Genomic DNA, 11,376 nt, shown 5'->3' with positions numbered 1-11,376 from the left:
GCACCCCGTCCAACCATGGAGTGTGGAATAGAAATCACACAGACTTCCGATTCTGGAATCCCCCGCCGCCTACCCGAGTCAATCCGCCGCACCAGATATGTGCATGCTCTAGCGCGAACGCGGGGACGACAGCTGAGAATAGGCCGCAGCTCGCCTCGATCGGGCAGTGTCCGCACCGAATGGAATCGGCTATTCTCCCCCCATGGACAATACCGCCCGCAACATCGCCCTCGTTCCCCCGCCGGATCGCCGCCAGTCGGAGACGGCGCTGGCGATCGCGCGCGGCACGGCGCGGCTGCTGCGCTCGCTCGGCTTCTCCTGCATCAGCGAATTGCCGCTGCCGTCGGGCCGGCGCGCCGATCTGGTGGCGCTGAACGAGCGTGGCGAGATCTGGATCGTCGAGATCAAGTCATCGGTCGAGGATCTCCGCGCCGACCAGAAATGGCACGAATACCGCGCCCATTGCGATCGGCTGTTCTTCGCCTTCATGCAGGACCTGCCGTGCGAGATCTTTCCGCAAGACACCGGCCTGATCATCGCCGACGCCTATGGCGCGCACATGCATTGCGAGGCGCCCGAGCACAAGCTTGCTGCCGCCACCCGCAAGCAGATGACGGTGCGCTTCGCAATGGCGGCGGCGCTGCGGATCAACCGCCTGGTCGATCCGCAGGGACACGCGGATTTCTGGGAGTAGGGGGTTCGCGGTTTCGTCATCCTGAGGTGCTCGCGCAGCGAGCCTCGAAGGATGCGCGGCCGCGATGCAGCCGGGCCGTCGCCCTTCGAGGCTCGCCTTGCTTTGCAAGGCGAGCGCCTCAGGGTGACGGTGAGAGATTGACCTCGGAAAATTACCTAGGCGCGCGTTTGGCCAAAATCCGCTGCAACGTGCGGCGGTGCATGTTGAGCCGGCGTGCCGTCTCCGAGACGTTGCGGTTGCACATCTCGTAGATGCGCTGGATATGCTCCCAGCGGACGCGGTCGGCCGACATCGGGTTCGCCGGCAGCTCGGATTTCTCCGAGCTGGTCGAGAGCAGCGCGGCGACGACGTCGTCGGCGTCCGCAGGCTTCGACAGATAGTCGATCGCGCCCATCTTCACGGCCGTCACGGCGGTGGCGATGTTGCCATAGCCGGTCAGCACGATGGCGCGCGCCTCGGGGCGCTTCTTCTTCAGCGCCGAGACCACGTCGAGGCCGTTGCCGTCACCGAGCCGCAAGTCGACCACGGCGAAGGCGGGGGCCGCCTTGCCGATCTGCGCAAGCCCGTCCGAAACCGTGTCGCACGAGGTCACCGTGAAGCCACGGGTCTCCATCGCGCGCGACAGCCGTTCCAGAAACGGCTTGTCGTCCTCGACGATGAGCAGCGAGCGGTCGGTCTGTTCGTTCAGTTCAGCGATGGCGTTCAAGGTTTCGTCCTCTCTCCAGCGCGTTGACATATGGCGTCGCAATCGGGCTGTGCCAAGGCGACAAATGGTCGACCGGCCCTTCCGTGCGACGCAAGGTCGCGGTCTATCCTATTGTTTCTTCGAGCGTCTCGATAGCCTCAAAACGCTGCCGGGGCCATGCGATCTGCACCACCGCGCCGTGTTCCGGAAACACCCGGTTGGTAAACGAGACCTTGGCGCCGGTGCGTTCGAGCAGGGTGCGCGCGATGAACACGCCGAGACCGAGGCCGCCGCCTTCATCCTGGGTCCGTCGCCGCGACAAATAGGGCTCGCCGATCCGGTTGAGGATGTCGGGCGGGATGCCGGGGCCGTCGTCGGAGATCAGGAGCTCGATCGTGTCGTTGTTCCACCACGCATTCACCTCGACGGTGGTGCGGGCGAAATCGACCGCGTTCTCGACAATGTTACCGACCCCGTAGAGGATCGCCGGGTTGCGCGAGCCGACCGGCTCGGCCGCGGCGGTGATCGCGATCCGCACCTTGATGTCGACGCCGAAATCGCGGTGCGGTGCCACCACCTCCTCGATCAGCTCCGACAGCTTCATGTGGTCGAACGGTGCACCGGTAGAGGAAAGCTGGGTGATCTTGCTGAGAATGTCGCGGCAGCGCTGGGTCTGCTCGCGCAGGGTCTTCAGATCGGCGGCGATGCTTGCGTCCTTCACCGTCTTTTCCAGCTCGCGCGAGATCAGGAAGATCGTTGCGAGCGGCGTGCCGAGTTCGTGCGCCGCGGCGGCAGCGAGGCCATCGAGCTGGGTCAGATGCTGCTCGCGCGTCAGCACCAGTTCGGTCGCAGCCAGCGCATCCGCGAGCTTGCGCGCCTCTTCGGTCACCTGGAACGAATAGAGGCTGGTGACGCCGATCGCGAGCGCGATCGAGAGCCAGATGCCGACGAGATAGATCGGCGGCAGCACCAGGGGATCGTCGGCATCCCAGGGCAGCGGCAGATGGAAGAAGAACAGGATCGAGGCGCAGGCAACGGCCAGCACGCCGAGGCCGAAGGTGAAGCGGGCCGGCAGCGCCGTGGCCGAGATCAGCACCGGCGCGAGGAACAGGAACGAGAACGGGTTCTGGAGGCCGCCGGTGAAGAACAGCAGCCCGGCCAGCTCCACGATGTTCAGGGCGAGCAGTCCGGCCGCCTGCATCGGCTCCAGCCGCTGCATCGGATTGGCCGCGGTCTGAAGCGCCAGATTGAGCGCCGCCGACAGGGCGATGATGCTGACGCAGGGGACGATCTCGACGTTGAACTCCAGCCCCTGCGCCACGATGAAGATCGCGGCGAGCTGGCCCAGCACTGCGAGCCAGCGCAGCCGCAGGATCGTGTCCAGGCGGATATGCCGCTGCGCGTGGCGAAAGTCGGAAGCGGCAATTTCGGTCATATCGGCCAATTTGGCGGTGCCTTCTCGATTACAGCGCGCAGCTCGCGGAACCGTCCGGGAATTACAAGCCTTGCGCTATCAGCTGCAATAGCAGAAGAACGGCCCAGCATGACCGAGAATGACAAGGCTTCAAGTCCGCCGACTGTCGCGGATCGCGGCGCCGCCGCGGCGATCGCGGTCGATCATCTCGTCAAGGTCTACAAGCAGACCCGCGCCGTCGACGACATCTCCTTCTCGCTGCCACGCGGCAGCATCACCGGCCTCCTCGGCGGCAACGGCGCCGGCAAGACCACGACCATCGCGATGATCATGGGCCTGGTGCTGCCGACCTCCGGCCGGGTGCAGGTGCTCGGGCATCGGATGCCGGAGGAGAGTGCGGCCGTCCTGGGGCGGATGAATTTCGAGAGCCCCTATGTCGACATGCCGATGCGGCTCACGGTGCGGCAGAACCTCACCGTGTTCGGCAAGCTCTATGCGGTGTCGAACCTGTCCGACCGCATCGCAAGACTGGCCGACGATCTCGACCTCACCGATTTCATCGACCGCGCCAACGGCAAGCTGTCGGCCGGTCAGAAGACCCGCGTCGCGCTGGCGAAGGCGCTGATCAACCAGCCGGAGCTGCTGCTGCTGGACGAGCCGACCGCCTCGCTCGATCCCGACACCGCCGACTGGGTGCGGGCGCATCTGGAGCGCTATCGCAGGCAGCACGACGCCACCATCCTTTTGGCCTCGCACAATATGCTCGAGGTCGAGCGGCTCTGCGACCGCGTCATCATCATGAAGCGCGGCCGCATCGAGGACGACGACACGCCCGATTCCATCATGGCGCGCTACAACCGTACTACGCTGGAAGAGGTGTTCCTGGACGTCGCGCGCGGCCGGGTGAACGGTGCGAAGGAGGCGGCGAAATGAGCGGGCTCCGACGTTTCGGCCGTGGTTGTAGTCGTAGCCCGGATGGAGCCCCGTCATTCCGGGGCGTGCGGAGCGCGAGTCCGGAATCCATAACCACAGACGGTGGTTGTTGGGCGAGACTGGTAACTCCGAGTCTTCGTCAAATTGAATCCTGTGGTTATCGATCCCGGGCTCGCGACGATGTCGCGCCCCGGGATGACGGGCTCCACCCGGGCTACGGGTTGGCGCGATGAGCGAGCTGTCCCTCCATCGTGGCATCTCCCTCCATCGCATTGGTGCGATGATCCTGCGTTACTGGTATCTGTTGCTGTCGTCCTGGCCGCGGCTGCTCGAGCTCTTGTACTGGCCGGCGCTCCAGGTCATCACTTGGGGCTTTCTCCAGCTCTACATTGCCGAGAACGCCAATTTCTTCGCGCGCGCGGGCGGCACGCTGATCGGCGCCGTCATCCTCTGGGACATCCTGTTCCGCGGCCAGCTCGGCTTCTCCATCTCGTTCCTGGAGGAGATGTGGGCGCGCAACATCGGCAACCTCATGATGAGCCCCTTGAGGCCGATCGAGTTTCTGCTGTCGCTGATGGTCATGAGCCTGATCCGGCTCGCGATCGGCATCATCCCGATGACGCTGCTCGCGCTGGTCATGTTTCACTTCAACGTCTATGCCCTCGGCCTGCCGCTGATCGCGTTCTTCTGCAATCTCATCTTCACGAGCTGGTCGGTCGGCATCTTCGTCTCGGGTCTGGTGCTGCGAAACGGCCTCGGCGCCGAGAGCATCGTCTGGACCCTGATGTTCGCAATCCTGCCGCTGGCCTGCGTCTACTATCCCGTCAGCGTGCTGCCGGTCTGGCTGCAATACGTCGCCTGGGCGCTGCCGCCGACCTACGTGTTCGAGGGCATGCGCGCGCTCCTGATCGAGAACACCTTCCGCACCGACCTGATGCTGGGTGCGCTGGCGATGAATGCCGGACTTCTGGTTGCATCTTTTTGGGCATTTCTTGCCCTTTTGCGCAGCGCCAAAAAGCACGGCTCGCTGCTCTCGAGCGGCGAATAGCTTCACTTTCCCGTGGATTCAGGCCCGTTTGGCCGTTTTGCTTACGTAGATGTACGGAACCATGCATTGACGCAATATTACGCATTCGGCAGTATGTTGCGATGCGAAGAGGAATATAGCGATGCCTATTGGTGAGTTCGGCGGCGCGCCGCCCCTGGCGGCGGAAGGCAGTCCGGTCCTGACGACGCCGATGTACTGGATGTACGAGATGGCGCAAGCCTCTCTCAACCCGGCACGTGCGGTCACGGACGCGACCCGGCTCCTGTTTCAGAATCCCCTCAATCCCTGGGCACGCACCGAGGTCGGCAAGTCGGTCGCCGCGGCCTGCGAATTGTTCGAGCGCACCACGCGCCGCTACGGCAAGCCGGAATGGGGCCTCGACGACACCGAGGTCAACGGCATCCGCGTTCCCGTCGAGATCCGTTCGGTCTGGGAAAAGCCGTTCTGCCGGCTGCTCTACTTCGATCGCAAGTTCACCCGCCCGCTGCGCAGCCCGCAGCCCCGCGTGCTGATCGTGGCGCCGATGTCCGGCCACTATGCGACGCTGCTGCGCGGCACGGTCGAGGCCTTCCTGCCGGCGCATGAGGTCTACATCACCGATTGGGCCGATGCCCGCATGGTGCCGCTCAGCGAAGGCCGCTTCGATCTCGACGACTACATCGACTACGTCATCGAGATGCTGCACGTCCTCGGCGGCAACACCCATGTCATGGCGGTGTGCCAGCCCTCCGTGCCCGTCGTCGCCGCCGTCTCGATCATGGAAGCGCGGCGCGATCCCTTCGTGCCGACCTCGATGACGCTGATGGGCGGCCCGATCGACACCCGCCGCAATCCGACCTCGGTGAACAACCTTGCCCAGGAGCGCGGCATCGACTGGTTCCGCAACCACGTCATCACCAAGGTGCCGTTCCCGCATCCGGGCATGATGCGCGATGTCTACCCGGGATTCCTGCAGCTCAACGGCTTCATCAGCATGAATCTCGACCGGCATATGAATGCCCACAAGCAGCTCTTCGCCAATCTGGTGAAGGGCGACGGCGACCTCGTCGACAAGCATCGCGAGTTCTATGACGAGTATCTCGCGGTGATGGACCTCTCCGCCGAGTATTACCTGCAGACCGTCGACACCGTTTTCGTGAAACATGCGTTGCCGAAGGGCGAGATGACCCATCGCGGAACCCGCGTCGATCCGTCGAAGGTCACGCGCGTCGCGTTGATGACGGTCGAAGGCGAGAACGACGACATCTCGGGTCTCGGTCAGACCGAAGCGACGCACACTTTGTGCAGCAAGATTCCCGATCATCGCCGCGTTCATTACGTCCAGAAGGGCGTCGGACATTACGGCGTGTTCAACGGCTCGCGCTTCAAGTCGGAAATCGTGCCGCGGATTCATGATTTCATGGTCTCGGCGGCCAATCCGAGCTCGTTACAGGCTCTTGCAGCCGAATAATCGCGTTTTTCGGCTTTCCCGTCGAAAATTGAGGTCCCGTCGGAGGCTCGGACAGGGCCTGGTTCCCTCCAGAATCGCGGTATTTAGGTAGCTTTCTAGGAGTGAGTCTCTCCTCATCCCTTGGGGGTGTCGCATGCATCCAACGGGGGCGAAAAAAGCGGGTTCCAACCCCAGTCTGTAGGGTCTCCCGGACGCCAGACCCCTGTATATTGGGCAAATGATTTGTTTTTGCGCCGAGCGCTTTCCCTGGCGGCGGTTATGGCAGAATCCGGGCGCACTCCTGCCCCCCGGACTGACAGACATGGCCACTCGCGCGCTCCTTTATCGGCGGCCCCACGAACCGAAGACCCTCGTCATTACCCACGGATCGCAATTCTTTGCGATTCGACTGCGCCGGCACCGCCGAGCGCGCCGCTACACGCTCAGAATTCATCCGAGCGATCGCGAAGCCATCCTCACAATGCCGCCGCGTGGCACGCTCGCCGATGCCAAGGATTTTGCGCAGCGTCACGGCGCGTGGATCGCCGCGCGTCTCGGTCGTCTGCCGAAGGCCGCGCCGTTTCAGCCTGGCACAGTGATACCGCTTCGCGGCGTTTCCCATCGCATCGTTCATCGTGCTGGCCAGCGCGGCACGGTGTGGACCGAGATGCGCGACAGCGGTGAACGCATTCTCTGCGTCGCCGGTGGCGTCGACCATGTCGACCGCCGCGTCCACGACTTCCTCAAGCGCGAGGCGCGCCGCGACCTTCAGCGTTCGGCCGAGGCTTACGCCACCGAGCTGGGCGTCCGGGTCAAGCGCCTCTCGATCCGCGACCAGTCCAGCCGCTGGGGCTCCTGCACCTCGGCGGGCTCGCTGTCGTTCTCCTGGCGCCTGATTCTCGCGCCGCCCTACGTGCTCGATTATCTCGCCGCCCACGAGGTCGCCCATCTCGTCGAGATGAACCACTCGGCGCGGTTCTGGCGCGTGTGCGGCAAGGTCTGTCCGTCGATGGAGCGCGCCAAGAAGTGGCTCGACACCCACGGGAATGATCTGCACCGCTACGGGGTCGATGATTAGCTTTCGCCCGCTATTCGCGAAGGTGGCTCTCATTCTCTTCGTCGTCCCGGACAAGCGCAGCGAAGCGGAGCGCAGATCCGGGACCCATAGCCACAGGGAGTGGTTTGACGAAGATTGGTTGTTCGGTACTTTGACCTTTCGCCATCGATAGATCACGCGGTATGGGTCCCGGCCTTCGCCGGGACGACACCGAAGGTGAGGCGACAGCTTACCAATACCCTCGGAACAATCACTCCAAATTCATCCCTCTCACATCAAGCACTGATATCCGCGCTCGTCCCCGGCGGCGTGCGTGACGCCAGATAGGACGATTGCCGTTGCGCGATCGCCTTCTGGCCTTCTGCCAGCATGGCCTGGAACGCCGCATCGAGTTGTTCGCGGCTGTAGGTCGTGGACCTGCTTTCGCGCGGTGTCCATTGCGATTGCGTGATCGCGGTGGGAGCCTTCTCGACGGTGCCTCCAAGCAGCCTCGCGTAGTTGTCCGCCCGCCACTGCGCCAGGTCCGGTCCACTCAGGCCGGGAGGATCCTCGAGCTTGCCGATCTTGGCGGCCGCCGCGTTGGTCATCGTCGAGGACCCGCCATTGTACAGAGTGGCCACCACCTTGCCGTCGACTTTCACCTGAGCATAGGTGTTCTCAGGTGCGTCGTCCGAGACGGCCGGTTGAGTTCCGCTGGCGCCGTGGGTCATCAGCCAGTTCGTTGCCATCAGGTCGTGCAGGGCCGGATTATCCGCCACCGACATTGCCTTGGCACCTTGCACCGGCTTGAGTTGGGAGACCGGAATTCCGGGGCTGCTGGTCGCCGCGTCGGTCGTAGCAGATGCCGCCGGCTGGAGACCCGATGTCGCATGTGAAGCGGACGTCGACGCGGGCCGCAGATAGGGCAACGCCGCGCTGGATACACCTGACATCATGGAACGTTCCTCGGTTTACTCGCTCAACCTGTGAGAGCAAATTCCGGGCCGATGACGGGAGCTTGAAGAGACTGGTGTTTTTGCGTCCAGGGGGACGCCGATCGCGGAGAAACCTGCCGCGGTAGGCAGGACTTGCCGAAGCGGTGGCGCGATATGCGCGGCAACGACTACGCCGCGGCGTCTCGCGCGATTCTCGTCACACGTCGCGACGATTTGCGCCGCGTGGCTGATTAGCCTTGCCGCATCAAGCGCTTCGAACGATCCACCCGGCGTCACGTCGGATGTCGCGTTCTACTGTGCATGGGGTTGTTTTCGCAGTTTTTGTTTTGAGGCCAGGCCTCAGCCCGCTTCTATCGGTTCCCGCCGAACAGGCGGTCCATCAGCCAGCCATCGAGTCCCGCCGCTGCTTCAGGCCGCACATTGGCGCGGGTGGGCGGAGGCGGGCGATAGCCGCCATTGTTGGCAGGAGCTGACGGGGCCGCTGTCGGCGGCGACACCTGCGAGGCCGCCTGCGCGAGGTTCGACAGGCCCCAGGTCGCTTGCGAGTTCGGCAAGGCTGCCACCGGCACGCCCTCGTGCGCCGTGCGCATGAAGCGCGTCCAGACTTCCACCGGCAGGCCACCGCCGGTCGCCTTCTTGGTCGGCGAGTTGTCGTCATTGCCGAGCCAGACGCCGGTGACGAGGCTCGCGGTGTAGCCGATGAACCAGGCGTCGCGGTAGTCCTGGCTGGTGCCGGTCTTGCCGGCGGCCGGCCAGCCGGGGATCTCCGCCTTCTTGGCGGTGCCGTTGATCAGCGTTTCCCGCATCATCGTGTTCATCATGCCGACATAGCGGGGATCGATCACCTGGTTGCGCTCGTCCGGCTGGCGCATGTAGAGCAGCTTGCCGCTGAGCGTCCTGATCCGCGTCACGACATGCGGCGTTACCGCGAGGCCGCCATTGGCGAAGGGCGCATAGGCGCCGACCAGCTCGACCACCGAGACCTCGGAGGTGCCGAGCGCGATCGAGGCGTTGGGTTCGAGCTTGGAGGAAATGCCGAGCCGGTGCGCGGTGCGCACCACGTTCTTCGGCCCGACCTCGAGGCCGAGGCGGATGGCGACCGTGTTGAGCGACATCGCCAGCGCCTGGGTCAGCGTCACCGCGCCGAAATATTCGTGAGTGTAGTTCTCGGGTCTCCAGCCCTTGACCTCGATCGGCGCGTCCTGGCGGACCGTGTCGGGCGTCAGCCCCTGCTCGAGCGCGGTGAGGTACACGAACGGCTTGAACGAGGAGCCCGGCTGGCGCTTGGCCGTGACCGCGCGGTTATACTGGCTGTCGGAATAGTTCCGCCCGCCGACCATGGCGCGCACGGCGCCGTCAGGCGTCATCGCCACCAGCGCGCCCTGGCTGACATTGAACTTCACGCTCTTGGCGGCAAGCTCGTCGATGATGGCGGCTTCCGCGACGCTCTGGAGCTTCGGATCGATCGTGGTCTCGACCTTGATGCTCTCGTCGATCTGGCCGACGAGGTCATCGAGCACCTCGCCGATCCAGTCGGCGACATAGTTGACCGTGCCGGCGCCGGCCGGCTTCACGTCGTAGGAGGCATGGCCGATCGAGGCCTTCGCCTGCGCTTCGGTGATGAACTTTGCATCCGCCATCGCTGCGAGCACGATCTGCGCGCGCGCTTCCGCGCCTTCGGGGTTGCGGTTCGGCGCAAGGCGCGAGGGCGATTTGACGAGGCCGGCCAGCATCGCGGCCTCCGCGACGGTGACGTTCTTCGCCGACTTGCCGAAATATTTCTGTGCCGCGGCCTCGACGCCATAGGCGCCCGAGCCGAAATAGACGCGGTTCAGATACAGCTCCAGGATCTCGTTCTTGGAGTGCTTGCGTTCCAGCCAGATCGCCAGCTCGGCCTCCTGCAGCTTGCGCTGCATGGTGCGCTCCTGGGTCAGGAACAGGTTCTTGGCGAGCTGCTGCGTCAGCGTCGAGCCGCCCTGCGATACGCCGCGATGGAGCACGTTGGTGACGAGGGCGCGCAGGATGCCGATCGGGTCGATGCCGAAATGCGAGTAGAAGCGGCGGTCCTCGATGGCGATGAAGGCCTTGGGCAGATAAGGCGGCAGGTCCTTCAGCGAGACATTGGCGCCGGCCATTTCGCCGCGCTGCGCCAGCATGCTGCCATCGATGCCGACGATCTGGATCGTCGGCGGGCGCTTGGGGATTTCCAGCGACTGGATCGGCGGCAGATGGGCACCGACATAGACCACGACGCCGATCACGGCGATCACGCACCACAGGCTCAGCACCGCGCCCCAATAGACCAGGCGGCCAAGGCTGAATCCTCCGCCCGATTTCGACCGGCGCTTGGCGCCGCTGCGGCTTGCTTGGGCCTTGCGCTCGCGCGGCGGCTCGTCGCCGGCATCGTCGCTCTTGCGCTTGGCGGATGATTTCGCTGACTTCTTCGGCTTGTCGTCGCCGCCGGGGATGCGGTCGGCCGCCGTCAGGCGCAGATCGGCAAGCGCCGCGGGCAAGCCGAACAGCGGCTCCTTCCGCCCACCCTTTTTCTTTCCCCACGCCATACGCAAAACGCCCGGTCAGCCCGCCCCGTCGCACGCTAGCGGTCGCTGTTTAAGGCCCGGTTACCCCAAGCGTTAACGCGCGATTAGGAGGTGCGGCATTCGCCGGCCGCAGTTCCGCTTCGAAGGTGCCGGAGCTAGGATTGCCGGCAGAAAACAACAGGGAACACGCATGGGCCACATCGATCCGGCCAAGGAGATTTTTGCGCAATTCCGGGACAACGACCGCCCGGGCCCGATCCACATGCTCAATCTGGTGCGCCTGCGCAAGGAGGCGGCCTATCCGGACGGCCGCAAGGCGAGCGGTGCGGAGGCCTATGCGGCCTATGGCCGCGAGAGCGGCCCGGTGTTCGAACGGCTCGGCGGCCGCATCGTCTGGCAGGGCAGGTTCGAGCTGATGCTGATCGGTCCGCAGGAGGAACGCTGGGACCACTGCTTCATCGCCGAATATCCGAGCGTCGGCGCCTTCGTTGAGATGATCCGCGATCCCGTCTATCGCGAAGCGGTGAAACACCGCCAGGCGGCGGTGGAGGATTCTCGCCTGATCCGGCATGCGGTGCTGCCGGTGGGCAAGAATTTTGGGGAGATACCGGAGTAGAGCAACGTCATTCTGGGGCGATGCG

The 11,376-nt window shown here is 64.5% G+C and carries 10 protein-coding genes; 6 read left to right on the top strand and 4 right to left on the bottom strand.

Going from position 1 to position 11,376, the window contains the following annotated elements:
• Positions 1–202: 202 nt before the first annotated feature.
• Positions 203–694, top strand: a complete 492-nt coding sequence (locus GPL20_RS25340; protein ID WP_157332735.1) for an MmcB family DNA repair protein — start codon at positions 203–205, stop codon at positions 692–694.
• Positions 695–845: 151 nt separating this feature from the next.
• Here GPL20_RS25340 and GPL20_RS25335 read toward each other — a convergent pair whose 3' ends face one another.
• Complete coding sequence (locus GPL20_RS25335; RefSeq protein ID WP_167533203.1) at positions 846–1,400, bottom strand: ActR/PrrA/RegA family redox response regulator transcription factor; 555 nt, start codon at positions 1,398–1,400, stop codon at positions 846–848.
• Between the two features lie 103 nt (positions 1,401–1,503).
• The gene (locus GPL20_RS25330) at positions 1,504–2,814 is read right to left on the bottom strand and encodes an ActS/PrrB/RegB family redox-sensitive histidine kinase (RefSeq protein ID WP_157332731.1); all 1,311 of its coding nucleotides are present in this window, start codon (positions 2,812–2,814) and stop codon (positions 1,504–1,506) included.
• A gap of 108 nt (positions 2,815–2,922) precedes the next feature.
• Here GPL20_RS25330 and GPL20_RS25325 point away from each other — a divergent pair, with 108 nt between their 5' ends.
• The 4 genes from GPL20_RS25325 (at position 2,923) to GPL20_RS25310 (ending at position 7,281) form a co-directional block, all read left to right on the top strand.
• Positions 2,923–3,726: an ABC transporter ATP-binding protein gene (locus tag GPL20_RS25325; RefSeq protein ID WP_157332729.1), complete on the top strand. Its 804-nt coding sequence runs from the start codon at positions 2,923–2,925 to the stop codon at positions 3,724–3,726.
• Positions 3,727–3,955: 229 nt separating this feature from the next.
• Positions 3,956–4,774: an ABC transporter permease gene (locus tag GPL20_RS25320; protein ID WP_157332727.1), complete on the top strand. Its 819-nt coding sequence runs from the start codon at positions 3,956–3,958 to the stop codon at positions 4,772–4,774.
• A 121-nt stretch (positions 4,775–4,895) separates the two neighbouring features.
• Entirely contained in the window at positions 4,896–6,224 is a 1,329-nt protein-coding gene (locus tag GPL20_RS25315; protein ID WP_157332725.1) for a polyhydroxyalkanoate depolymerase, read from the top strand.
• Between the two features lie 217 nt (positions 6,225–6,441).
• Positions 6,442–7,281, top strand: coding sequence for a M48 family metallopeptidase (locus GPL20_RS25310; protein WP_157332723.1), 840 nt, complete (start codon positions 6,442–6,444; stop codon positions 7,279–7,281).
• Between the two features lie 254 nt (positions 7,282–7,535).
• Here GPL20_RS25310 and GPL20_RS25305 read toward each other — a convergent pair whose 3' ends face one another.
• Together GPL20_RS25305 and GPL20_RS25300 are read right to left on the bottom strand one after the other, a co-directional pair.
• Positions 7,536–8,195, bottom strand: coding sequence for a hypothetical protein (locus tag GPL20_RS25305; protein ID WP_157332721.1), 660 nt, complete (start codon positions 8,193–8,195; stop codon positions 7,536–7,538).
• A 350-nt stretch (positions 8,196–8,545) separates the two neighbouring features.
• A complete protein-coding gene (locus GPL20_RS25300) occupies positions 8,546–10,756 on the bottom strand; it encodes a transglycosylase domain-containing protein (protein WP_157332719.1) in 2,211 nt (736 codons plus the stop codon).
• 169 nt (positions 10,757–10,925) lie between these two features.
• Here GPL20_RS25300 and GPL20_RS25295 point away from each other — a divergent pair, with 169 nt between their 5' ends.
• On the top strand, positions 10,926–11,351 hold the full coding sequence (locus tag GPL20_RS25295) for a DUF1330 domain-containing protein (protein WP_157332717.1): 426 nt from the start codon (positions 10,926–10,928) through the stop codon (positions 11,349–11,351).
• Positions 11,352–11,376: the final 25 nt, after the last annotated feature.

Source organism: Bradyrhizobium cajani, assembly GCF_009759665.1.
GTDB lineage: Bacteria > Pseudomonadota > Alphaproteobacteria > Rhizobiales > Xanthobacteraceae > Bradyrhizobium > Bradyrhizobium cajani.
This window is presented reverse-complemented; position numbering and strand designations above follow the sequence as displayed.